The sequence below is a fragment of the Rahnella victoriana genome, from assembly GCF_021276285.1.
Lineage (GTDB): Bacteria > Pseudomonadota > Gammaproteobacteria > Enterobacterales > Enterobacteriaceae > Rahnella > Rahnella victoriana.
This window is the reverse complement of the sequence record NZ_CP089919.1, coordinates 2,446,646-2,471,262: the sequence shown is the minus strand read 5'-3', so window position 1 is coordinate 2,471,262 and position 24,617 is coordinate 2,446,646. Positions and strand designations below refer to the sequence as shown.

Here is a 24,617-nt window from a genome sequence, read left to right as displayed (position 1 = left end):
CACTGACATCACCGCCTTCGATCCGCAAGGCGGTGATGATTCACTTAATCGTGATGGTGTTTGCCTTTGGCATTGAGCAAATCAACATACGCCTGATCCACCAGTTCCTGACGTTCAATGCCCAGTTTTTCCAGCAAGTCTTCGGCAATCGCAATGCCCTGTTCCGGCGTTTCGCTCTCGTCCAGTACCACTTCAAACTCAAGATAATCCCCCAGATGTCTGACCCGATCGAGATGCAAACGGGTCTGGCCGGTCATAAATAACGTCCGTTGTTTGATGACCCGCCCGGCAGCGCCGTAAGCCAGCGTCAGAGTTTCACGCAGACTGTCCGGATCCTGAGTTTCGGTCAGCTGGTAGAAACTGGTTTTCGGGCCAGCCTGATCCGGACGCTGATAGAAAATCAGTTCGCCGCGATCAGGCGAAAAAGTGCGTAATTTAAGCCGTCCGTGCGGGCAGATAAAAAAGGTATCGTCCTGATCAATGATGTCCGGCAAGCCGTCGGCAAGCAGAGCAAGTTTTTCATACATCGCTGAAAAATCATCAATTCTGGCTTTAATTTCAATGTTTCTGGCCATCCGTTACTCCTTTAATGGTTCACGACTTTAGCTGATTTCATCTGTATCCCATGACCTTACAATGACATTCTGCGAAGCGGGCGCAAATTCTTTGTCACTCCTTCACGTATTTCCTGTCATTAGCAGATAAACTCCCCACATCGGGTGTTGCATGCACCTTTCACATCACGCCAGAAAAGGCCGGAGGCCAGAGTCCAGAATGATATGGATTATGCTTGCTGCAATTGTTGTGGTTTTTATTGTGGGTTATTGGTTTATGACGGCAGACACCCGTAAAGCGAACGCGTCTCTCGCCAGTCTGTTGAAAATAAAGCCGGTTTATATTGATTCCATGTTGCTGGAAATGGGCAAACGTCAGAGCCAGATGTTTATCCGCTCAATCAGCGGGGGCTACGCTGAAGAGATCCGCAAAGCCGCCTACGTTGTGTTTATTTATCAGACATTCATTAAAGATCCTTCGGAAGAGAATATCGTCCGCTGGCGAAACATTCTGGTGCGCGCACATCTGTCGCCGCAGTTAAGCAGTGAACACGCCGAGCTGGCGCTGTTCTATTTTGCTGAACTGGATATTGAACCCTTCGAACTGGCGCAGTTTCGGCGCAACTACAACGAAACCTATAACCAGATCCATCTGGTTTAAACGTAAAAAAGCCGCTGATTCAGCGGCTTTTTTGCATCCCCGGCATCGCCAGAGGATTATCTGAAAACGTTATCCAGATAACTCGCCAGGATCTGGCGTGAACTGAAACCGTGGCAGATGCCATAGTAGGTTTCGTTGTCGCTGGAGACATCCAGCGGGAAATTCTTGTACGCATCACAGCTACGGAACGATGCTGTCGGTTCCGCAAAACGCTCACTGCGCTCTTTCAGCGCCGGGTGTATCACCAGGGCAGTCCGGCCAAACCGCGCTTCCCGGTTTACATACACATAATGCTCGCCACGGCGATAACCGTAAGCTTTATCATCAACAAAATCGCGTTCAAACCCTGAGGTTTCTAAAACACGTGCCACTTCATCTGGCCGTAAATACATGGTTGCTCCTCGCTTCTTTAACCGCAAGGCGACCTTACCGCAATAACTCTGCCAGACAATGCGTTTATCCCAAATTTTGGCGTATTTAGGATTTATCTAAACGCCTTAACCCTGCCAGGAAAAAGGCTATTCTGCGGGAGATTGCCGCGAAGTGTTCACCCACAATCTGAGCGTCAGCAGCCAGGCAATCACCACCATAAATGCCGCAGCAAGATAAATAGACGGCGTACCCAGATGCGAAATAATCAGCCCGGCAACCGGCCCGGTGATACCCAGCCCGAGATCCAGAAACGCGGAATACAGCCCCAGCGCCGTGCCCTGATTTTGTGGCGGCACCTGTTTGACCGCTTCGACGCCCAGCGCCGGGAAGATCAGCGAGAAGCCTGAACCGGTAAGGAAGGCACCAAACTGTACCGAGAGCGGATCGTGTCCCAGCCAGATCATCAGCAGACCCGCCACTTCAAACACAAAGGACACCAGCGAGACGCGCAGGCCGCCAAAACGGTTAATCATGTTGCCGAACACGAGACGGGCGCCGACAAATCCGAGACTGAATAAGGTGAGCGTAAAGGCCGCCCCGCTCCAGCCTTTATCGGCGTAATACAGGGTAATAAAGGTGGCGATGACACCAAAGCCGATGGTGCCGAACCCCAGCCCGAGGCCATACAACCAGATGCGCCCGACCACCGCTTTAAAGGCAATCCGTTTACCGGAGGTGACGGAAATGGCGGCTTTCATACAGGCCAGGATCGCGGCGAAGGCGGCGGCAACCACAATTAACACCGCCACGCCCATCAGCCCGTAACCGTGATTAAGCAGTACCCCGAGCGGCGCGCCGACCGCCATTGCGCCATAGGTCGCCACGCCGTTCCATGAAATCACCCGCGCCGTGTGTTTCGCGCCGACCGCGCCAATCCCCCACAGCGTGGTGCCGGTGCTGCCGAAGCTTTCGCCGACCCCGAGGAAAATACGCCCGACGCACAGCAGCAACAGACTCGCCAGCGGAATGGCGGAGAGCAGATACGCCAGCACATAAAAGATGCCGCTGATGCCGCAGCAGATCATGCCAAAAATCACCACCCGTTTTGGCCCCAGCAGGTCGGCATAACGTCCGGCATGCGGGCGGCTGATCAGCGTCGAAAAATACTGCACGCTGATCACCAGCCCCGCCAGTACCGAGTTATAACCGAGGGTGTTGTGAACAAATCCCGGCAAGACAGCAAGCGGTAAACCGATGGTCAGATAGACGACAAAAGTGAACAGCATGAACGACAAAATGCGTTTGTTGAGCAGAGCGTTAGAGCGAAGCGTACTTAAAGACATGGGCGGACCCGAAATGAGATCACAGACAGTGGAATCAACAGTATAAACAGGTTTTCCTCTCAAATCGGGCTAAAAATGTTATTGGCTGTAACGCCGTTTCGTTTTGCAGAGAAATCTGAGCCGCGTCACGCCAGCCCGCGTCCGGCCTGCCTTTCTGCGACAGCGTCATGGTCTGAAAAGGCCGCTAATCACAGTCCTTTGTCCTTAAAGAACCATCTGGTACAACATTATGGTCTATGCTTAATCCTACAGTTCACACAAGGAGAGACGAAATGTTTAAGAAAACAGACAAAGTAGAAAAAAATATCGATCAGGACGTAACCCTGCTGGCGGACACGCTGGATGAAGTGCTTCAGTCCGCAGGTGATAAATCTAAGGATGAGTTGGAAAAAATTCGCAGTAAAGCGCAGGGTGTTTTGCGTGAGACTCGCGCCCGTTTCAACAGCGAAAAATTAAGCCAGCAGGCACGTGATGCGGCGGCCACAGCTAACGATTATGTGAAAGATAATCCGTGGTACGGCGTCGGTGCCGGTGCGGCTATCGGTATCGTTATCGGTGTCCTGCTGGGACGTCGTTAACGTAAAAAGGCAATTTGTGATGTCTCACTCCTGTGTCGGGAATATGCCTTAAAAAGCTGAGACCTCCGCGTGGCTCCCTCATTGCCGCGCAATTGCTAAAAAGAGGACGGAGCCTTCGGGCTCCGTTTTCTATTTTTTGATCCCGCCAACGTTAAAAATGAATGCGAAAACTCTTCGACTGACAGGGTTTAAATTCTCCCATCTGCCCGCTGCCATTTTCCGTGTTCACGTCCGTTTCATCCATGCGGACTTCCTGCCAGCCGGTGACTTCGGTATTGATCTGCACACTGTCCGCCAGGCTTTGCGTTTCCGACGGGTTATAGACCCGCACAATCAGCGCCTCGTCATCTTCGGCTTTTTTCAGCGCACTCAGCACCGTGCCCGAAATGCATTTTTGCATCAGGCTGTAACGCGACGGCGTCTTGTTGTCCGTCAGATTCAGCTTCATCGCGTCATATGGGATCTTGTTGTAGGTGCGCACCGGCGTCAGGTAATCCCGCGCATGTTGCATCACGCTGGCCTGAAGGTGATCGCCGCTGAAACCCAACAGCGCGAAACGGTAACGCTGTTGGCCGGGCATCTGGGAATCCGGCGTCGGCATTTTGATACCGGAAGGACGCCCCGGTCGCAGCAGCAGGTTTTCTTTGCCGAGCACGCCAACGGCACGGAACAGCGTCAGCGCGAAGGTATCGCGCTTTTCTCCCACCACTTCGAACTCGCGCAACCCTTCGGTAAACAACGCCAGTCCCTGATGCCCGTCCTGCAACGCCGCAAAATTCATCAGTTGCCACACCGGCACCGGCGCTTCTTTCCAGCCTTCCGCTTCCCAGTTTGCCATGGCCGCGTCATCCACCGGACGGGTGATGCAGCCGAACTGATTGTCAGCCACCACTGTCTGGCTGGCAAACGGCGTCGGGATCAGTACCCGCAGGCGGTGATCGTCAGCGCGGTTTTCCAGCGCCATGTCGATCTCAATCCGGCGGCTGTTTTTCGCCAGCGTCACGGTGATCGTCACTGGCATTTCACTGCTGAGCGTCCGCACAGCGCGATCTTCCAGCGTGCGGGGGAGCGGCATGTTCAGCGAAATGGTCGCGGTGCTTTGCCACGGCTGATGCTGGTAGCTGACCTCTGCCGTCAGGTGACCGGAAGTGAGCAGCCACTCGTCGCGCGCCGGAGAATAATCGTATTCGTCGCCGTCGTCAGAGCCGTTTTCCAGTTCCAGCACCTGCTGATAGCGGCGGAAAGTCTGTTTATCAAGAATATCCAGCGTGCCGTTCGGGTTAACCGTCACGCGGTAATAATCGTTTTCCAGCGCCTGATCGCCCTGTGGCGCGGGCAGTGAAATACCCGGCTGATGCGGCGTCACGTTCAGCGTCACGTACCCCATCGCAGGCAGCGTGGCGCAAAGCTGGATGTCGTATTCCATAAACGGATCGTAATTGCCGTAATGCACGATCTGTCTGTCTACCAGCCCCGGATCGATCTCCCGGGCGTCGCGGATGAAATACGGCACCTCATGACCCTGATCGTCGGTCAGGCTGAAAGACGAGGCGCGGATGCGGATCGTGGTATTGACCGTTTCCTGACGCGGATGCAGGGAGAAGTTGAACAGCGCCAGCCGGTCAACGGTATGGCCGTCGGGTTGCAGGTTGTCGATGATTTTGCGCAGCGTGAACTGAATGAGGTTTTCGGCCATGTCGTCGGCAAGAATAAACCGCGACATAATTTCCTGATGAACCTTATCGCTGCAACAGCAACCGATACTGTCGTGCGCGTGGTTCTTCATGATCTCTTTCCACATCTTTTCGATCAGACCGTGGTGATAATCAAAACCTAAGCGCCAGGCGAGAGAACATAAGGGTTCGAGCACGTTGACGATTTTGTTCTCAATCGCGGCATTCGCCTGTTTGATGTCCATGCGGGTCGAGGAAATGGTGCGGTGAACGCGCATGTATTTACCGTCGTTGAACTCCCCGCGCAACAGCGCCAGTTGCGGTTTGATGGCGTCGATACGGTCAAAGATCTCTTCAAAACGGCTGAGCTGGAAACTGCGCTGCGGATAGATCCGGCGCAGCATCTCCATGATGGGAAAGATATTTTGTTGTATCGGCATCTGGTCATGGCCGTTGGGCAGCAAAATATCGCCGGTCAGCGATGCCGCTTCCAGCACCGGCAGGTATTTATCCAGCCGCTCGCGCAGCGCGTCTTCATCCTCCGGTAAATATTTGCCGATAGCGTAACCCAGCGGCAGCACCTGTGCGGTGACTTCGCTGCCGTCGTGGCTCTGCCAGCGGAATTCGGTTTTATCCGTACCATGACGTTCCGAGCATCCTCGCCAGAACATGGCGTGTTGCAGGCCAAAACCGTTAAAGATGTGCGGTAGCTGGGAGGACATACTGAAGGAATCCGGCAGATAACCGATTTTCATGGGTTCGCCGAACTCGCGGCAATCGCGCATGCCATACAGCAGATTGCGCAGGATGGATTCGCCGCTGACCACCATCGTGTCGGTCTGCGTATACCACGGGCCGATAATCAGTTTTCCGGCTTCAACCAGCGCCTTCACACGCGGGCGGTTTTCCGGGCAGACGGCGAAATAATCTTCGAGGATCGCCGTTTGTCCGTCCATCACATAAAACGGATAACTGGCGTCGTTTTCCAGACGATCGAGGATCTCCGCCATATTGTTGACCAGCAGGATCCGCGAGGCTTCGGTGGTGAAATACCACTCGCGATCCCAGTGCATGTGCGGCGTCAGATGAACGCGGGAAACAGTCATAACATCGTTCCTTTCATGCCCTGCAAGGCAGGGCGCAATGTGAATAAATCAGGGAGTTTATGCAGAGGCATCGTTAGAAAATTGCCCGTGCCGCACCGCGTAACCACGCCAGCTCAGCAGCACCAGCGTCGAAATCACCGTGCCGGCCAGTGCCGCACCCAGCCAGATGGCCGCCGCCTGCCAGCCGCCCAGCCCGCCGTCGTGCAGCAGGAACATGGAGAAAATGCCCGCGCCCGGCGTGGAAAGGCCGATCCCTGCCGCACCGACGATCGCACCGGTGACGACCGATCCCGTCAGGAAGGAGCCGATAACGCGCAGCGGATCTTCAATCGCCATCGGGATCGCCCCTTCGGTGATCCCGGCAAGGCCGAGCAGCCAGGTGGATTTTCCGGTTTCGACTTCAAAGGATTTGAACAGGTGTGGTGCGATCAGGGTTGAGGCAGTCACGGTGAAGGCCGAGACCATTTTGGTGGCACCGAAAATGGCGTACGGGCCGTAAACGCCGTTTGCCATCGCGCCGAGGCAAAAAGCATAGGCCGCTTTGTTGATCGGCCCGCCCAGATCAAAGGAGCACATGAAAGCAATCAGCGCGCCGAGCACAATCGCGTTGCTGCCGGATAATCCGTTCAGCCACGCGGTCAGGCTGCTGTTGAGCCACGCCACCGGTTCGCCGATCACAAACAGCATGATGCTGCCGGTCGCCAGCGTGCCGAGCACCGGATAGAGGTAAAACATCAGGAAGCCGTTGAAGCTGGCACTCAGACGGACGTGTTTTTTCATCCAGCGCATCAGATAACCGGCAATCAGCCCGCCCGCCACACCGCCGAGAAAACCTGCGCCGATCATGTTGGCGCACAGTCCGGCAGCAAATCCCGGCGTCAGTGCCGGTTTATCCGCCAGTGAATACGCCGTGTAAGCCGACAGCACCGGCACCATCAGGATGCCTAACATGCCGCCGCCGAGCTGACGGTACATCCACAGCCACGACTCTTTCTGCGCGTACAGTTCCTGCCAGCCAAACAGTTGCGCGATCAGTACGGTCACCGCCAGCAACGAGCCACCGGCGACAATCAGCGGAACCGCAAAGGAAATCCCGCTCAGCAGCGCCTGTTTTAAATCGGCTTTCACACTGGTTTTGTGCGGCTGGTCCGGCGTGCAGTCCACGGTTTCACCGGGTTTTCGCTGCATCGCCAGCGCCTGTTGCAGCACCGCGTCGGCGCGGCGGATAGGTTCCGCCACCGGCACCTGCACGCAGGGGATCCCGGCGAAACGCTGGCTGTCTTTGATCGCCACTTCGGCGGCAAAAACGCAGGCGACGGCGCGATCACACTGCGCGGCCGTGATCGGATCCTCAATACCGTTGGCCCCCTGCTTTTCAACCTGAATGCGGATACCCAGTTTTTTCGCTGCCTTTTCCAGATATTCCGCCGCCATGTAAGTGTGCGCGATGCCTGCCGGACAGGCGGTCACACACACCACCAGAGGCGCATCGTCAGGCAGAACCTGCGGATGCGGGGTTTCCGTCGCGGGCTCCGCGCCCAGTAGCGCCAGTACCTGCGGCACATGTCGCGCCGCCAGCAGCGCCGCACGGGTGTCATCATCCACCAGCCGCGTGGTCAGCGCCGTCAGCAGATGCATATGGGTTGATCCGGCTTCCGCCTCAGGGATCGCCAGCAGGAAGATCATGTTTACCGGCTCTTCGCCGTCCACGCCCTGCCACGGCAGCGGGTTTTCCAGCGTGGCCAGGGCAAAAGCCGCACGCCGTACGCTGGCTGATTTGCCGTGCGGTACGGCCAGCCCTTCGCCCAGCGCGGTCGGGCCTTCGTGTTCACGTTCCGTCACCGCCTGCAAAAAATCCTGTGCGTTATCAAGGATCCCCTGCTGGTCGAGTTGCTGAACAAGAAACGCGATCGCCTGTTCGCGGCTGGCAAAGAGAGTATTGAGGTGTATCAGTTCGGGCGAGGTCAGTAATGTCAGATCCATAAAGTTGTCCTGTCTGAATCGATGAAAATTCAATATTTGTATTATTGTTGTATTATATTTGTATTAAACATCAAACCCGCAAGAGATGAATGTGATCCAGATAGAAGATCTTTCGTTCAGTTGTCTGGTTTTTGTCATGTCGGCGAACTGCTACACTCGTGCGAAACAGCCAGACAGGAACCTGAAACGTGAGTAATCAGCCGCTTTACCGTCAGATCGCTGCGCAGATCCGCGATCAGATCCAGCGCGGGGAAATCAAAACAGGCGATGCGCTGCCGACAGAACTGCGTCTGCGCGAGCAGTTTGGCGTCAGCCGCGTGACGGTGCGGCAGGCGATTAAGCTGCTGGTGGAACAGGGTGTGCTGGAAAGCGTGCAGGGCAGCGGGACGTACGTGAAGGAAGCCAAGGTCAATTACGATATTTATCAGCTGACCAGCTTTGACGAGAAGTTACAGCCTCTGGATATTCCCTCGCACAGCGAAGTGCTGGCGTTCTCAATTGTGAAACCGCCGATGGGCCTCGCCGAAGCGCTGGCGTTGCCGGAACAGGCGCGGGTGTATTACATCAAACGGCTGCGCTATATCGCCAGCAAGCCGGTGACGCTGGAAGAAACCTGGATGCCGCTGGATCTGTTCCCGGATCTGACGTACGAAGTCATGCAGGGATCAAAATATGCCTGGATGGAGCAGACCAAACATCTGGTGATTGACCGCAGCGAGCAGGAAATTATCCCGCTGATGCCGACCAAAGAGATGGTTTCGCTGCTGGGCGTGGGGGCGGATCAGCCGATTTTGCAGAAGATTTCGAAAGGATTTCTGGCGGACGGCACGGTGTTTGAATTCAGCCGCAATACCTTCCGCACCGATGATTATAAATTCACGCTGGTCGCCCGGCGGATGCCGCACTGATCAGCGGCTGTCAGCCACCACCTGCGCCAGCCGCTGCACCAGTTCGTCCGCCTGCGCCTGCGAGCTGATATTCGGAAACCCCATCAGCAGGCCGTTCGGACGTAACGCGTCGCCCCGTTCGCGGTGCTCAACCCGCCAGTCAGACAGCGCCTGCACCGCCAGCCCCTGTTCACGGGCATTTTTCGCGATCAGCGCATCATCCAGGCCGGCACTCAGCGTTGCGCAAAGCTGGATCCCGCCCACCTGCTGGCTCACACGTAACAGGTTCGCCGGAAACGCGGCGGTCAGCGCCTGCTCCAGATAGCCGCGCCGTTCGGCATACAACTGACGCATACGTTTCAGGTGCCGGTAAAAATGCCCCTGCTCGATGAACTCCGCGATACTGCTTTGCACCAACGGCGGCGTGCCGCAAATTCGCAGCGGGCAATACGCCTCGATTTTTTCCACCAGACTTTCCGGCACCACCACATAGCCGCAACGCAGCGCCGGAAACATCACTTTGCTGAATGTCCCTGCGTAAATCACCCTTCCCTGCGTGTCGAGGCTTTTCAGCGAGGGTAAGGGCTGGCCGTGATAACGGAACTCGCTGTCGTAATCGTCTTCGATAATCCACGCCTGTTGCTTTGCCGCCCAGTCCAGCAGCGCCATGCGCCGCGTTAAACTCATGGTCACGCCGGTCGGGCTTTGATGCGCAGGCGTCACCACCGCGAAGCGCGCATTCGCAAACTGCTTCACCGCCTGCGGCACGTTCATGCCTTCGTCATCGACATTCACCGCCATCGCCACCGCACCTGCCGCGCGGAAAAATGCCTGCGTCACCGGATAACCCGGATCCTCCAGCCAGACACCGTCGCCCGGTTGCAGCAGGCTGCCGATGATCAGATCCAGCACCGGCGCATAACCGCCGCAAATAAATATTTGTTCCGGACGGCAGGTAAATCCACGGGAAAGTTGCAGATAGCGGGCGACGGCGTGGCGTAAAACGTCCGTGCCTGCCAGCGGCGGATGGCCTAAATCATTCATGCTGGTGTGGCGGATTTGCCGCGAGACAATGCGCGACCAGATCGCGCGCGGGAACGCATCCAGCGCCGGAAGCCCGAGCTGGAACGGCAGGGAAGAAACGGAAGGCAACATCGGATTGATCGGCTTACGTACGGCGTCTTTCCTGACCGGCGCGGGCGCGGGGGCGGACAAACTTTCCGGCGCACTGACCACCGTTCCGGCCTGCCCGCGGCTTTGCAGAAAACCTTCCGCCATCAGCAGGCCATAGGCATTTTCCACCGTGGCGCGTGCAACACCCAGTTCGCTGGCCAGTGCCCGCACTGACGGCACACGGCTGTCGCGCCTGAGTTGCCCGGCCATGATCGCCTGTTTTACCCGCTGATAAATCTGCCGGTAAAGCGGTGCTTTGTGCCGGGAATCGAGCTGAAAGGAAAGACTGAAGCCGCGCATCATGACCTGTTTAAATAGACATTTTATGGCCCTGTAGTATAGACCATACGCAGCGTAAAGTAGCGGTCATTGAGGCGCACTGTGCGTCGCTGTTTAGCCCGAAAATCCCAGAGGAAATCATCATGACTGCACTTCGCCTGCCTTACTATTCTCTGTCTGCTTCCGTGATGGAGCCGATGAAAGCCGCGCTTGGCGCACTGGAAAACGGTCCGCTGGATAACGTCATCATTGAGCTGGCGTTCCTGCGTGTGTCACAAATCAACGGCTGTGCGTATTGTCTGGATATGCATTCCAAAGCGTTGCGCAAAATGGACGTCGCGCAAACCAGACTGGATCAGCTGGCGGGCTGGCAGGTCAGCCATGCGTATTCAGAACGCGAACGTGCGGCGCTGGCGTGGGCAGAATCGCTGACCTTAGTGGCGGCAACCGGCGCACCGGACAAGGCCTTTGAGCCGCTGAAAGCGCAATTCAGCGACGTGGAAATCTCGGAACTGACCTTCGCCATCGGCCTGATGAATGCGTTTAACCGTCTCGCCGTGGGGATGCGCCAGTAAATTTTTGAGAATATAGTGTTTGTTTTTTGACCGTCGCATTGCCTTGCGTTGCGCAACAAATCCGATCAAAAAAGTTTTTCCTCTCCAGCCCGCTGCCTGCGGGCTTTGCCGTTTTTGCAATAAGCAAATTTAGAAAATCTACATATTGTGTGGTTGAAAATTTAAATCACCACATCTAGTATTCACTTCATCGGGACGCCACGATGGCACCGACTCTCGCGTCTTTCCCCCGGCTCAGTCAGCCGCACAGCGGGAAGGCAAAAATTGTCTCTGATTTCTCACCAGATGGAAATACGAATCATGAGCATTATTATTTACAGTAAACCAGACTGTGTCCAGTGCAACGCGACTTACCGTGCATTAGATAAACAAGGCATCGCTTACCAGGTGGTCGATTTAACTCAGGATGAGCAGGCGCTCGGTCAGGTGCGTGCGATGGGTTATCAGCAGGTGCCGGTGATTGTGGCCGGTGACGACCACTGGTCTGGTTTCCGTCCGGACAAAATCAGCGCCCTGCGCCAGCTTCAGAACGCGTTCTGAGGACCGGCGGATGAATCCGTTGGTCTATTTTTCCAGCAGTTCAGAAAACACCCATCGCTTCGTCGGCAGAACGGGATTGCCGGCGATCCGCATCCCGATAGATCGTCAGCCTGAAAAATTGCGTGTCGACACACCGTATATTTTGGTGGTGCCGAGTTACGGCGGCGGATCGTCCAAAGGCGCGGTGCCGACACAAGTGATCCGTTTTCTGAACGATGAACATAACCGTTCACTCATCCGCGGCGTTATCGCCGCCGGTAACACCAACTTCGGCGCAGCGTATTGCATTGCCGGTGAGATTATTTCCCAGAAGTGTCAGGTGCCTTACCTGTACCGCTTTGAATTGCTGGGAACGCCGGAAGACGTTGCAAAGGTCAGACAGGGAGTAACAGAATTTTGGCAGCGACAGAACTAGCAATTACCGACCCCGGCACCAGCAGCCCGGATTATCACGCGCTTAACGCGATGCTGAATCTGTTCGACGCTAACGGCCAGATCCAGTTTGATAAAGACCGCCTGGCCGCGCGCCAATACTTCCTGCAACACGTCAATCAAAACACGGTGTTTTTCCATAATCTGGCGGAGAAACTGCGTTATCTGGTGGAAGAAGGCTATTACGAGGCCGCCGTGCTGGATCAGTACGCGTTTGACGATATTAAAGCGTTATTCAAACAGGCTTACGCCAAAAAATTCCGCTTCCAGACCTTTCTGGGCGCATTCAAGTATTACACCAGCTACACGCTGAAAACCTTTGACGGCAAGCGCTACCTTGAGCGTTATGAAGATCGCGTGTGCATGGTGGCGATGACGCTGGCACGCGGCGATATTCAGCTCGCCCGCCATTTTGTTGATGAGATCATTTCCGGCCGCTTCCAGCCAGCAACGCCGACATTCCTCAACTGCGGAAAAAAACAGCGCGGCGAACTTGTATCCTGTTTCCTGTTACGCATTGAAGACAACATGGAATCTATCGGTCGCTCGGTCAACTCGGCCTTACAGCTCTCCAAACGCGGCGGCGGCGTGGCCTTTATGCTGACCAACATCCGTGAAGTGGGCGCGCCGATCAAGCGCATCGAAAACCAGTCTTCCGGCGTTATTCCGATCATGAAGATGCTGGAAGATGCCTTCTCTTACGCCAATCAGCTCGGCGCGCGTCAGGGCGCGGGCGCGGTGTATCTGAACGCTCATCACCCGGATATTCTGCGTTTCCTCGATACTAAGCGCGAAAACGCCGACGAAAAAATCCGTATTAAAACGCTGTCGCTCGGTGTGGTCATTCCGGATATCACGTTCGAACTGGCGAAGAACAACGAAGATATGTACCTTTTCTCGCCGTATCACGTGGAGAAAGTGTACGGCGTGCCGATGTCTGAAATCAGCATCAGCGAGAAATACCGCGAGATGGTGAATGACAAACGCATTCACAAAAGCAAAATCAACGCGCGCGAATTCTTCCAGGTGCTGGCGGAGATTCAGTTTGAATCCGGCTATCCGTATATGATGTTTGAAGACACGGTGAATCGCGCCAATCCGATCAAAGGTCGCATCAATATGAGCAACCTGTGTTCGGAGATTTTGCAGGTGAATTCGCCGACGATCTACGGCGAAGACCTGTCTTATCAGGAAATTGGCAAAGACATTTCCTGTAATCTCGGCTCACTGAATATCGCCTCGGCGATGGATTCACCGGATTTCGGCAATACTGTCGAAATGGCGGTGCGTGCGCTGACGGCAGTGTCGGACATGAGCCATATCCGTTCGGTGCCGTCTATCGATCAGGGGAATCAGGATTCGCACGCCATCGGCCTCGGCCAGATGAATTTGCACGGTTATCTGTGTCGCGAGCGTATTTACTACGGCTCGGCAGAAGGTCTGGATTTCACCAATATCTATTTCTGTACCGTGGCTTTCCATGCGATCCGCGCATCAAATCAGATCGCTATCGAGCGCCAGCAGTCGTTTAAAGGATTCAAAGATTCTACCTACGCCAGCGGCCGCTATTTCGACAAATATGTCGATGACGCCTTAGCCGCGAAATGGCAGCCGAAAACCGAGCGTGTGCGTGAACTGTTTGCCGACGCCGGGATTGCCATCCCGGCCACCGCAGACTGGGCGGCGCTGAAAGAGTCCGTGATGCAGCATGGGCTGTATAACCAGAATTTACAGGCGGTGCCGCCGACCGGTTCTATTTCATACATCAATAATTCGACGTCGAGTATTCACCCGATCGTGTCCCGCGTGGAAATCCGCAAAGAAGGCAAGATTGGCCGTGTGTATTATCCGGCGGCGTTCATGACCAATGACAATCTGGATTACTACCAGGATGCCTATGAAATCGGCCCGGAAAAAATCATTGATACCTACGCCGAGGCGACGCAGCACGTCGATCAGGGGCTGTCGCTGACGCTGTTCTTCCGCGATACCGCCACCACGCGCGACATCAACAAAGCACAGATTTACGCCTGGCGCAAAGGCATCAAAACCATTTATTACATCCGTCTGCGCCAGATGGCGCTGGAAGGCACCGAAGTTCAGGGTTGCGTTTCCTGCACGCTGTAACCGATTGAAAGGACTTAAAAGATGAGCGCAGTAAAACAATTGTTAGTGCCACAGCCGGTCAGCAAAGCCATTAACTGGAACAAAATCCAGGACGATAAAGATCTGGAAGTGTGGAACCGCCTGACGTCGAATTTCTGGCTGCCGGAAAAGGTGCCGTTATCGAACGACATTCCGTCCTGGGCGACGCTGAGCGCCCAAGAGAAACAGCTGACCATCCGCGTGTTTACCGGCCTGACGTTGCTGGATACCGTGCAGAACGTGGTCGGCGCACCGACGCTGATGAAAGATGCGGTGACGCCACACGAAGAAGCGGTTTACTCGAATATCTGCTTTATGGAAGCGGTGCATGCGCGTTCTTACAGCTCGATTTTCTCGACGCTGTGCGCCACCGTGGACGTGGATGAAGCCTACCGCTGGAGCGAGGAAAACGTCGCGCTGCAAAACAAAGCCGCGATCATTTTGTCGTATTACGACGGCGAAGATCCGCTGATGAAGAAAGTCGCCAGCGTGTTCCTCGAATCCTTCCTGTTCTATTCCGGTTTCTATCTGCCGATGTACTGGTCGAGCCGCGCCAAGCTGACCAACACCGCGGATCTGATCCGCCTGATCATCCGTGATGAAGCGGTTCACGGTTACTACATCGGCTATAAATTCCAGAAAGCCCTGGCGCTGGAAAGCGAAGAACGTCAGCGTCAGATCAAGGAGCAGGCGTTTGATCTGATTCAGGATCTGTACGACAACGAGATCCGCTACACCGAAGAGCTGTACGACGGCGTAGGCTGGAGCGAGGACGTGAAGAAATTCCTGCATTACAACGCCAATAAGGCGCTGATGAACCTCGGCTACGAAGCCCTGTTCCCGGCCAGCATGGCGGATGTGAATCCGGCGATCCTCTCCGCATTGTCGCCAAACGCCGACGAAAACCATGACTTCTTCTCCGGATCCGGCTCTTCCTATGTGATCGGCAAAGCCGTTAATACCGAAGATGAGGACTGGGATTTCTGATTCTCCTCGCGAAGAGCAAGGTTTGCTTGTGCTCCTTCCCCTCTCACGAGGGGAAGGTTGGGATGGGGTGTGGGTCAGCGACTCAGTGGCCATTAATACCCCACCCCAACCCTCCCCTTCGCAGGGGAGGGAGCTAAAACCCACTTTCTGATGTTGCCGTTATTTTTCTCAGCGTTAGTATAGAAACAGTGTTTCAAAACCCTACGCTCAGAAAAGGAAACATCATGCCTTACACGGCCTCCCCCTCCCGCTACGAAACCATGCAATTCCGCCGCTGCGGTCAGAGCGGTTTAAAACTCCCGGCACTTTCTCTCGGCCTGTGGCACAGCTTTGGTCATGTCAGTCAGCTGGAATCGCAACGCGCCTTACTGCAAAAAGCCTTTGATTTAGGCATCACTCATTTCGATCTGGCGAATAACTACGGACCGCCTCCGGGGTCGGCCGAGGAGAATTTTGGCCGTTTGCTGAAGCAGGATTTCGCCCCGTATCGCGATGAACTGATCATCTCCACCAAGGCCGGTTACGACATGTGGCCCGGCCCGTACGGTTCCGGCGGGTCGCGCAAATACCTGCTGGCCAGTCTCGATCAGAGCCTGCAACGCATGGGGCTGGATTATGTCGATATCTTCTATTCACACCGTGTGGATGAAGAAACGCCGATGGAAGAAACCGCGGCGGCGCTGGCTTACGCTGTGCAAAGTGGCAAAGCGTTGTATGTCGGGATCTCCTCTTACTCGCCGGAACGTACCGAGATCATGGCGGAGTTACTGCGTGAGATGAAAGTGCCGCTGCTGATCCACCAGCCGTCGTACAATCTGCTGAACCGCTGGGTGGATAAGAGTGGTTTGCTGGATACGCTGGACCAAAATGGCGCAGGTTGCATTGCCTTTACGCCGCTGGCGCAGGGGTTGCTGACCGGGAAGTATCTTAACGGCATCCCTGACGGCTCGCGTATGCAGGTGGAGGGGAATAAGGTGCGCGGGCTGAATGCTAAGATGCTGTCAGAGGCAAACCTGAACAGCCTGCGGTTGCTCAATGAGATGGCGCAACAGCGCGGACAGACGATGGCGCAGATGGCGCTGAGCTGGCTGCTGAAAGATGAGCGCGTGACCTCGGTGCTGATTGGTGCCAGCCGCCCTGGGCAACTGGATGAAAACGTCAGGGCGCTGGAGAATCTGCGTTTCACCGCGGAAGAACTGGCGGCAATTGATCAGCATGTGGCAGATGGAGAATTGAATCTGTGGCAGGCTTCGTCAGATAAGTAAAACCTGAAACAGTCAGGGCGGATCTCCTCTCAGGGATCCGCCCTTTTTTTAGCTGATCAGTGCCAGACGTCGTGCCGTTTCGTAATGATCGATCCAGTATTGATTATCCAGTGACGAAATCGTAACGCCCTGAATTTTCGACGCATGAATAAACTGATTGTCCCCGACATACACGCCGACATGACGATCGCCCGGCGACGTTTTGAAAAAAACTAAATCTCCCGGTTCCAGGTTATTTTTACTCACCCTTTTGCCGTTTTTTATTTGCTGAAAGGTGGTTCTCGGCAGATGGGTTTGCAGGGAATCATTAAACAGATGCTGCATCAACGACGAGCAGTCCACGCCTTTGTGGGTGGTGCCACCCCAGCGGTAATGGGTCCCCTTCCAGCGCGGATATTCCGCCAGCAGGGCGCTTTTAATATTTTGTGAATTGCCCGTATTGACCGCAGTCACGGTAGAACCTTTTCCATCAAAAAGTTCGCTATGGAAAAATTTGTAGGCGTCCATAGACTCAAATTCTTTCGGCATATCAAAGGCAAAGGTACTGGCGCTAAATAAACCTGGAATAAGAAGCAGTAAGGCAGAAACAAGCGATTTAATACGGAACATGCGTGGATTCTTTCATCAAAAAATAAAGCTTTTTCCTTACGTGGGAACCTGCTCACGGGGCGGGTGACTCGTCGCTGAGTGCGCAAATAATAACCAGCGAACAATAAATAATCAGGTCAAATCGAGTCCAAAATTGGACTCGGCATTTTTCCTCAGGAAAACCAACCCCTTCGGCTGAAGGGGTGGAGAAAGGCGTTATGCGAAGAACCTGGCGAGGACGAATAATCCGACCGCGACGTTGATCGCGCCGCCAATGCGGGTGGCGATTTGCGCGAATGGCATCAGGGTCATGCGGTTGCCGGAGGTCAGGATCGCCACGTCGCCCGTGCCGCCCTGCCCGCTCTGACAGCAGGAGACAATTGCCACATCGATGGGATGCATGCCGATCTTCTTACCGACGTAAAAACCGGTACCGACCAGCGCCAGCACGGTGGTGACAATCACCAGCAGATTCTGCAGGGTAAAAGCGTTGATCAGTTCCTGCCACGGCGTGATCGCCACGCCCACCGCGAACAGCACCGGATAGGTCACGGCAGTGCGGAAAAATTTATACACCGCCATCGAACCATGCTGAATGGTCGGCGAAATGCCGTTAGCCAGTTTAACCAGCACCGCCGCAAACAACATGCCGACCGGCGCAGGCAGACCGATCCATTTCTGACCGAGCATACCGACCATATACAACAGGATCGCCAGCAGCGCGCCGCAGGCCAGCGCATTGACGCCCGGATTCCCGTCAAACTCGTCCGTGCCGCTGCCCGACTGCCCTTTATCCGACGGCATCAGCTGACCTTCACCGGTCAGATGCGGGAAACGTTTTCCGAGCTGATTCAGTACGCCCGCCAGCACGATGGCCGTCAGACCGCCGAGCATCACGATCGGCAGAATGCGTCCGAGCGCCACGCCCTGCTCCATATGCAAAATCGTCGCGTAGCCCATCGACAGCGGGATCGCGCCTTCACCCACACCGCCCGCCATGATCGGCAGGATCAGGAAGAAGAAGGTCTGCATCGGCGGTAAACCTAAAACAGTGCCCATCGCCATTCCGGCAATCATGCCGACCACTTCGCCGCACAGCATCGGGATGAAAATCCGCATAAACCCCTGGATCAGCACCTGACGGTTCATGCTCATGATGCTGCCGACAATAATGCAGCAGATATAAAGGTAGAGAATGTTGGTGGATTTATAGAATTTGACTGTGGAATCCACCACCACATCCGGCAGCAGGCCGTAATGCACCATCGCTGAAGGGATAAAGGTGGCGCAGATGGCTGCCGCGCCGAGCTTTCCGACCACCGGCAGGCGCTTGCCGAACTCGCCACAGGCAAAGCCGAAGAAGGCCAGCGTGGCGACCATCACCACGATGTCGCTTGGCAACTTACCGTTCAGGCAGTCGAGCAGGATCAGCACGCCCGCCAGCAGGAAGAAAGGCAGCGGAATAATCCCGATTTTGTAATGATCGAGAATGTGCCACCACTTTTGCCTGAGCGAAATGCCGGAGGTTTTTGTTTCTTTCACTGCGATGTAGGAATCGTCGGTTGTGCTCATGACATGGCCTCTTTCTTATAAATACTTTTCTTATTGATGGTCTGAGCATAAGAAAACAGCCGGTCAGCCGGATGTGAGGTTGTTCAAATTAAAACCGCAGGGATAAAGGTTGTTATGGTGTTTATGGAGTTAATGCACCTTGTTTTATAAGGATTATCAGATTAGTAGTAAAAGCCGCTATTAACCCTGTTATTACTGTGAGAATTCATCGTTATTTTTATTGCCTGTTCACAACTCTGTCTTTGTCCGATTACCGCCCTCATTTCGCCGTGATACGCTTATTCAATGTGTGTCTTTGATTCGTGTTGCAGCAGGTCGTATGAAATTCAGATTACCTTTTCAGGTAAAACTCTTTTTGTCTCTGGTGGTATTTTCCTGCCTGTTGCTGGTGCTGCTGGGCGCTATTTTGTTTCACATCATCGACCGTCAGTTGCATCACGATCTCGGGCAACGCGCCCGCGTTCAGGCCAGTGAGATCGCGCTGATGCCGGGGCTGGCGCAGAAAGTGCTGGCGCGTGATATTCCCGGCATCGCGAAACTTATCCAGCCCTTACGCGATAAAAGCGATGCCAGTTATATCGTGATCGGCGATACCCGCGAGCTGCATCTTTATCATTCAGAATCGCCGGAGCGCATCGATTTGCCGATGATTGGCGGTGATAACGCGCAAGTGCTGGCCGGTAAAACCATTATTTCCGTGCGGCAGGGCGGTATCGGGGTGTCATTACGCAGTAAGGCGCCGATCCTCGATGACAATAACCGGGTGATCGGGATTGTTTCCGTCGGTTATCTCACCTCTTATATCGACAATATTAATGGTCACCGTCTGGCGCAGGCCGGGTTATACGGCTTGCTGCTGTTATTACTGCTGTTTATTTTTTCGTGGATATTTACCCGCAACGTCAAAAAACAGATGTTCTGGCTGGAGCCAAAAGCTATCGCCCTGCTGGTGCGCCAGCAAAAAGCCTTACTGGAAGCCATGTATGAAGGCGTATTCGCGATTGATGCCGGAAAGCAGCTGATTTTGATTAACCGGGCCGCGCGCGAGTTACTCGATATCCGCCAGCCCGAAAACGAACTGCTGGGTAAACCTCTGGCGGAAGTGCTGCACACGCCGCCAGCGTTCTTTACTCAAAGTGGCATCAGTGACAACAACAGCCAGCATGATCAGATTACCGTGCTCAATCAGCGGCAGGTGATCGTCAACCGCGTGCCGATTGAGCTGGAACCCGGCGCGGAAAGCGGCTGGGTATTCAGTTTCCGCGATAAAAACGACATCAATACCCTGAGCAGCCAGCTGAGTCAGGTGAAACGCTACGCGGATAATCTGCGCATCATGCGTCACGAGCAACTGAACTGGACCGCCACGCTGGCCGGTTTGCTGCAAATGCAGCGTTACGACGACGCCATGCATTACATTCAGGCGCAGTCCGAAGGCGCGCAGGCGGTACTGGATTTCGTCTCCGCCCGTTTTACCTCACCGGCGCTGTGTGGCCTGTTGCTGGGGAAATACGTCAGTGCGCGGGAAAAAGGCGTGGAGCTGCGTTTCGATCCCGCCTGTCAGTTGATCCGCATTCCGGCGGCCATCAGCGAAACCGAGCTGATGTCGGTGATCGGTAATCTGCTTGATAACGCCACGGACGCCACGCTCAATGCCCTGACGCCCTCTTCTCCGGTGGAACTGTATATTTCAGACCGCAATAACGAACTGCTGATAGAAGTGGCGGATCAGGGCAGCGGCGTGGATGACGCCCTGAAGCCGCGGTTGTTCGAACAGGGCGTCACCACCAAGCCGTCAGACGACCATCAGGCCACCGGCGCGGAACATGGTATCGGGCTGTATCTGGTGGCGGGTTACGTCCGTCAGGCCGGTGGCAGCATCGAAATCTCAGACAATACGCCGCAAGGTACGATATTTTCCGTCTTTATCCCGTATCCGGCGGATGCGTCAACAGGAATGAAACATGAATAACAGCAGCGCACTCGATGTCGTGATTGTGGAAGATGAGCCGCATCTGGCCGGTCTGCACCGGGATTTTATCGAGCAAAATTTCAATCTGCGCGTGGTGGGCATCGCCGCCACGCTGGAGCAGACGCGTTCCCTGCTGCGGTTGCATCAGCCGCGACTGATTTTACTGGATAACTATTTGCCGGACGGTCAGGGCGTGGATCTGATCGACAGCCCGTTACTGAAGAGCTTCGATTGCTCGGTGATTTTTATTACGGCGGCCAGTGATATGCAAACCTGCAGTCAGGCTATGCGCAGCGGCGCGTTCGATTACATCATCAAGCCGGTGTCATTCCATCGTCTGCGCAGTTCGCTCGAACGCTTTATGCAACTGGTGCAAACCCTGCGCAGTGTCAAAGTGGTCGATCAGCGGGCGCTGGATAAACTGTTTAATCTGCCCGCCACTGATACGCCGTCAGCCCCTTCCGCCAAAGGCATCGAGCCGAATACGCTGGAACTGGTTCAGCGCGCTTTCACCGCAAAACCTGACGTCAGCTGGTCCGTGGAACAGGTGGTGGAAGAAGTGGGGATCAGCAAAACCACCGGCCGCCGGTATCTGGAATATTGCGTGGAAATTGGCTTTATCGCCGTGGAGATGCAGTACGGAAATATCGGCCATCCGAGGCGTCTGTATCGCAAAATAGCAGACGGAGAAAAATCCGCATCCTGAGTCCGAATTATGGCGGTTTTGCGTGACGCATTTCACGCCCTCTGCCGGTGTTCTCACCGGCAAATTTCCGCCCTCCCCCCTGTTTCACGTCGTTATTTCGCTGTGCATTCAGCTTTCAGACAACCGGTAAATTTGCGGCTTTCACGCAATTCTGAAATCTCTATTTACACCTGTAAATCCGCATCGGGAAATTTGCATTATCTCCCGATGGATCACGCAATTATCCCGTTCTAAACCCCCACAAAGTCACAAGTTATTAAATCATTTAAAATCAATATATTAGTTATATTTCCGACAAAGATTCACAGCCGGAAATTAGGCGTAAATCGAAAATGTGAATAGCAGATAATTTGTCATTAATTGTCAGCGCATTCTTACCGAAATTAAACAGTGAAAATACAGATAAATACGCCACCAGAAACACAATCACGAATATCCTCCGGAAACATTGAGACTTGTCTCAGAATGTCGATGTGTTAGGGTATATGCCGTTCACTATTTTGTTACAGGCAAAATCTTATACGGTCCAACACAAAAACTAGACATCGAGCCGATACGGCTATTTATATCCAAGGAATGCACATTGCATGGCAATTAAAATCGAAGTAAAGAATCTTTATAAGGTATTTGGCGAAAACCCGGATCGCGCTTTCAAGATGATTGACGCAGGCAAGGGTAAAGAAGAAATTTTTGAGAAAACCGGTCTTTCACTTGGCGTTAAGAATGCCAGTCTGGCCATTGAAGAAGGCGAGATCTTCGTCATCATGGGGTTATCCGGTTCCGGTAAATCCACCATGGTACGCCTTCTCAATCGTCTGATAGAGCCCACCCGTGGCGAAGTCCTGATCGACGGCGAAGACATCGCCAAAATCTCAGAAGCAAAATTGCGCCAGGTGCGCCGCAGTAAAATCAGTATGGTGTTTCAGTCCTTTGCGCTGATGCCACACCTGACCGTGTTGAACAACACCGCGTTTGGTATGGAACTCGCCGGTGTGCCGGTGGAGGAGCGCAATGCCAAAGCGATTGACGCGCTGCGTCAGGTCGGGCTGGAAAACTATGCCAACTCCTATCCTGATGAATTGTCCGGCGGGATGCGCCAGCGTGTCGGTTTAGCCCGCGCCATGGCCAACAACCCTGACATTCTGCTGATGGATGAAGCCTTCTCAGCGCTCGACCCATTGATCCGTACCGAAATGCAGGATGAGCTGGTGAAGCTTCAGGCTCAGCATCAGCGCACCATCGTGTTTATTTCCCATGATCTGGACGAAGCCATGCGTATCGGCGACCGCATCGCCATTATGCAGGGCGGCGAAGTGGTGCAGGTCGGCACACCGGAAGACATTCTGAACAATCCGGCCAATGACTATGTGCGCACCTTCTTCCGTGGCGTCGATATCAGTCAGGTCTTCAGCGCCAAAGACATTGCCCGCCGTCGTGGCGCGCTAATTCGTAAAACCCCCGGTTTTGGTCCCCGTGCCGCCCTCAAGCTGCTGGAAGACGAAGACCGCGAATATGGTTATGTGCTTGAACGTGGACAGAAATTCATCGGCGTGGTGTCGATCGAGTCGCTGAAAACCGCGCTGAAAGCCAATCAGCCGCTGGAAAGCGCCCTGCTGGAATCTCCGGCACCGGTGCAGGCAGACATGCCGCTCAGCGAACTGATTTCTCATGTCGCCGCCGCGCCTTGCGCTGTGCCGGTGATCAATGAGGACAATAACTATATCGGCATTATTTCCAAAGCCATGCTGCTTCAGGCTCTGGATAAAGAAGGGGGTAACGAATGAGCACTTCAACCATAAATAACACCATTACTCAGCACGCACAGGCCGCACAAACGTTAGATCCTTCGGTGGATCCGTGGAGTGCCGACAACGCCAGCGGCGGTGTTGCGCCTCAGGCGGATGCCGCCACAAATGCCGCGCCAGCCGATGCGGGCAGCAGTGATCCGTGGGGCGGCGGCAGCGATGCCGCGACCAGCACACCGGATGCCACGCACCACGCCGCCGCGCAGACCAACGACTGGCTGAGCGTCGCACCGGAACATCATCAGCATTTTAATATTCTCGATCCGTTCCACAGCACGCTGATCCCGCTCGACCGCTGGGTCACCGACGGGATCGACTGGCTGGTCGGCAACTTCCGTCCGGTGTTCCAGGGGATCCGTGTCCCGGTCGATTTCGTTCTCAGCGGTTTCCAGCACGGTCTGGAATCTCTGCCTGCGCCGATTGCGATCCTGGTCTTTGCCCTGCTGGCCTGGCAGATGGCCGGTTTCGGTATGGGTGCCGCCACGCTGGTTTCTCTGGTGCTGATCGGTGCGATCGGTGCCTGGTCACAGGCGATGGTGACGCTGGCGCTGGTTCTGACCTCGCTGTTCTTCTGTATTCTGATCGGCCTTCCGCTCGGGATATGGCTGGCGCGCAGCCAGAAGGCGGCCAAAATTATCAGGCCGTTGCTGGATGCCATGCAGACCACACCGGCGTTCGTCTATCTGGTGCCTATCGTCATGCTGTTTGGTATCGGTAACGTGCCGGGCGTGGTGGTGACGATTATCTTCGCCCTGCCACCGGTGGTACGTCTGACCATTCTGGGTATCAACCAGGTGCCGGAAGATCTGATCGAAGCCGCGAAATCCTTTGGTTCCAGCCCGCGTCAGATGCTGTTTAAAGTTCAGTTGCCGCTGGCGATGCCGACCATCATGGCCGGTATTAACCAGACGCTGATGCTGGCGCTGTCGATGGTGGTGATCGCCTCGATGATCGCCGTTGGCGGTCTGGGTCAGATGGTTCTGCGCGGTATCGGTCGTCTGGACATGGGTCTGGCGTCCGTCGGTGGCGCGGGTATCGTTATCCTCGCCATTATTCTCGACCGTCTCACCCAGTCAATGGGTCGCGACAGCCGCAGTAAAGGCGGTCACCGCTGGTTCACCCGCGGTCCTGTCGGTCTGGTGATGAAGCCTTTCACGAAGAAAGCCTGATCCACACACTGCATTTTTCCCGGCGGTTCGCTGCCGGGAACTCTCAAAAGCTAAAACAACGCAGTCCACTCTTACGTATTGATAAACAATCCTCAAAATCATTCGGGCGGCATCAAGGCGGCAACTGAATGAATCCCCGGGAGCTTACATTGGTAAGTGACCGGGGTGAATGAAGGCAGCCAACGCAGAGGCAGCCTGAATGATGAAGAGGAAAAGAATAAGGGTTCACCATGCGCACAACTCAGAATAAGA

21 protein-coding genes are annotated in these 24,617 nt (G+C 54.8%); 13 read left to right on the top strand and 8 right to left on the bottom strand.

Annotation, left to right across the window (positions count from 1 at the left end; genetic code table 11):
* Positions 1–44 precede the first annotated feature (44 nt).
* Positions 45–575 (bottom strand): class IV adenylate cyclase, encoded by a 531-nt coding sequence (locus J9880_RS11455; RefSeq protein ID WP_095923368.1) that lies wholly within the window; start codon positions 573–575, stop codon positions 45–47.
* Between the two features lie 199 nt (positions 576–774).
* On the opposite strand from J9880_RS11455, the gene J9880_RS11450 reads away from it, so the two are divergent.
* The gene (locus J9880_RS11450; RefSeq protein ID WP_095923371.1) at positions 775–1,215 is read left to right on the top strand and encodes a DUF1198 domain-containing protein; all 441 of its coding nucleotides are present in this window, start codon (positions 775–777) and stop codon (positions 1,213–1,215) included.
* Positions 1,216–1,271: 56 nt separating this feature from the next.
* On the opposite strand, the gene J9880_RS11445 is transcribed toward J9880_RS11450, so the two are convergent.
* Positions 1,272–1,607, bottom strand: a complete 336-nt coding sequence (locus J9880_RS11445; protein WP_095923373.1) for a DUF2002 family protein — start codon at positions 1,605–1,607, stop codon at positions 1,272–1,274.
* A gap of 126 nt (positions 1,608–1,733) precedes the next feature.
* Positions 1,734–2,930 (bottom strand): MFS transporter, encoded by a 1,197-nt coding sequence (locus J9880_RS11440; RefSeq protein ID WP_119822903.1) that lies wholly within the window; start codon positions 2,928–2,930, stop codon positions 1,734–1,736.
* A gap of 272 nt (positions 2,931–3,202) precedes the next feature.
* On the opposite strand from J9880_RS11440, the gene J9880_RS11435 reads away from it, so the two are divergent.
* Positions 3,203–3,508 (top strand): DUF883 family protein, encoded by a 306-nt coding sequence (locus J9880_RS11435; protein ID WP_095923377.1) that lies wholly within the window; start codon positions 3,203–3,205, stop codon positions 3,506–3,508.
* Positions 3,509–3,659: 151 nt separating this feature from the next.
* Here the strand turns inward: J9880_RS11435 and mngB are convergent, their stop codons facing one another.
* Together mngB and mngA are read right to left on the bottom strand one after the other, a co-directional pair.
* The gene (gene mngB, locus J9880_RS11430) at positions 3,660–6,287 is read right to left on the bottom strand and encodes a mannosylglycerate hydrolase (RefSeq protein WP_232769346.1); all 2,628 of its coding nucleotides are present in this window, start codon (positions 6,285–6,287) and stop codon (positions 3,660–3,662) included.
* A gap of 57 nt (positions 6,288–6,344) precedes the next feature.
* Complete coding sequence (mngA, locus tag J9880_RS11425; RefSeq protein ID WP_232769345.1) at positions 6,345–8,270, bottom strand: PTS 2-O-a-mannosyl-D-glycerate transporter subunit IIABC; 1,926 nt, start codon at positions 8,268–8,270, stop codon at positions 6,345–6,347.
* A 188-nt stretch (positions 8,271–8,458) separates the two neighbouring features.
* Between mngA and J9880_RS11420 the strand changes: the two genes are divergently transcribed.
* Positions 8,459–9,178, top strand: coding sequence for a GntR family transcriptional regulator (locus tag J9880_RS11420; protein ID WP_232769344.1), 720 nt, complete (start codon positions 8,459–8,461; stop codon positions 9,176–9,178).
* Here J9880_RS11420 and pdxR read toward each other — a convergent pair whose 3' ends face one another.
* Complete coding sequence (pdxR, locus tag J9880_RS11415) at positions 9,179–10,630, bottom strand: MocR-like pyridoxine biosynthesis transcription factor PdxR (RefSeq protein ID WP_232769343.1); 1,452 nt, start codon at positions 10,628–10,630, stop codon at positions 9,179–9,181.
* 122 nt (positions 10,631–10,752) lie between these two features.
* Here pdxR and J9880_RS11410 point away from each other — a divergent pair, with 122 nt between their 5' ends.
* The 6 genes from J9880_RS11410 (at position 10,753) to mgrA (ending at position 16,553) form a co-directional block, all read left to right on the top strand.
* Positions 10,753–11,184 (top strand): carboxymuconolactone decarboxylase family protein, encoded by a 432-nt coding sequence (locus J9880_RS11410; RefSeq protein ID WP_232769342.1) that lies wholly within the window; start codon positions 10,753–10,755, stop codon positions 11,182–11,184.
* 300 nt (positions 11,185–11,484) lie between these two features.
* Positions 11,485–11,724, top strand: coding sequence for a glutaredoxin-like protein NrdH (gene nrdH / locus J9880_RS11405; protein WP_095923387.1), 240 nt, complete (start codon positions 11,485–11,487; stop codon positions 11,722–11,724).
* Between the two features lie 10 nt (positions 11,725–11,734).
* Positions 11,735–12,139, top strand: coding sequence for a class Ib ribonucleoside-diphosphate reductase assembly flavoprotein NrdI (gene nrdI / locus J9880_RS11400; RefSeq protein WP_112289785.1), 405 nt, complete (start codon positions 11,735–11,737; stop codon positions 12,137–12,139).
* Positions 12,121–14,283, top strand: a complete 2,163-nt coding sequence (nrdE, locus tag J9880_RS11395; protein ID WP_232769341.1) for a class 1b ribonucleoside-diphosphate reductase subunit alpha — start codon at positions 12,121–12,123, stop codon at positions 14,281–14,283. The genes nrdI and nrdE overlap by 19 nt, the downstream gene beginning before the upstream one ends.
* A 21-nt stretch (positions 14,284–14,304) precedes the next feature.
* Entirely contained in the window at positions 14,305–15,288 is a 984-nt protein-coding gene (gene nrdF, locus J9880_RS11390) for a class 1b ribonucleoside-diphosphate reductase subunit beta (protein ID WP_095923393.1), read from the top strand.
* 224 nt (positions 15,289–15,512) lie between these two features.
* Positions 15,513–16,553, top strand: coding sequence for an L-glyceraldehyde 3-phosphate reductase (gene mgrA / locus J9880_RS11385; RefSeq protein ID WP_232769340.1), 1,041 nt, complete (start codon positions 15,513–15,515; stop codon positions 16,551–16,553).
* A 48-nt stretch (positions 16,554–16,601) separates the two neighbouring features.
* On the opposite strand, the gene J9880_RS11380 is transcribed toward mgrA, so the two are convergent.
* Complete coding sequence (locus tag J9880_RS11380; protein WP_232769339.1) at positions 16,602–17,162, bottom strand: C40 family peptidase; 561 nt, start codon at positions 17,160–17,162, stop codon at positions 16,602–16,604.
* Between the two features lie 195 nt (positions 17,163–17,357).
* Positions 17,358–18,713 carry a 2-hydroxycarboxylate transporter family protein gene (locus J9880_RS11375; protein WP_095923399.1) on the bottom strand — a complete coding sequence of 452 codons (1,356 nt, stop codon included), beginning with the start codon at positions 18,711–18,713 and terminating at the stop codon, positions 17,358–17,360.
* 319 nt (positions 18,714–19,032) lie between these two features.
* Here J9880_RS11375 and J9880_RS11370 point away from each other — a divergent pair, with 319 nt between their 5' ends.
* From J9880_RS11370 to proW, 4 genes are all read left to right on the top strand, one after another.
* Positions 19,033–20,685: an ATP-binding protein gene (locus tag J9880_RS11370; protein ID WP_232769338.1), complete on the top strand. Its 1,653-nt coding sequence runs from the start codon at positions 19,033–19,035 to the stop codon at positions 20,683–20,685.
* Positions 20,678–21,391 carry a response regulator gene (locus J9880_RS11365; protein ID WP_095923404.1) on the top strand — a complete coding sequence of 238 codons (714 nt, stop codon included), beginning with the start codon at positions 20,678–20,680 and terminating at the stop codon, positions 21,389–21,391. The genes J9880_RS11370 and J9880_RS11365 overlap by 8 nt, the downstream gene beginning before the upstream one ends.
* Positions 21,392–21,978: 587 nt before the next feature.
* Positions 21,979–23,175, top strand: a complete 1,197-nt coding sequence (gene proV / locus J9880_RS11360) for a glycine betaine/L-proline ABC transporter ATP-binding protein ProV (protein ID WP_095923406.1) — start codon at positions 21,979–21,981, stop codon at positions 23,173–23,175.
* On the top strand, positions 23,172–24,365 hold the full coding sequence (gene proW / locus J9880_RS11355; protein ID WP_232769337.1) for a glycine betaine/L-proline ABC transporter permease ProW: 1,194 nt from the start codon (positions 23,172–23,174) through the stop codon (positions 24,363–24,365). The genes proV and proW overlap by 4 nt, the downstream gene beginning before the upstream one ends.
* The last annotated feature ends 252 nt before the right edge of the window (positions 24,366–24,617 follow it).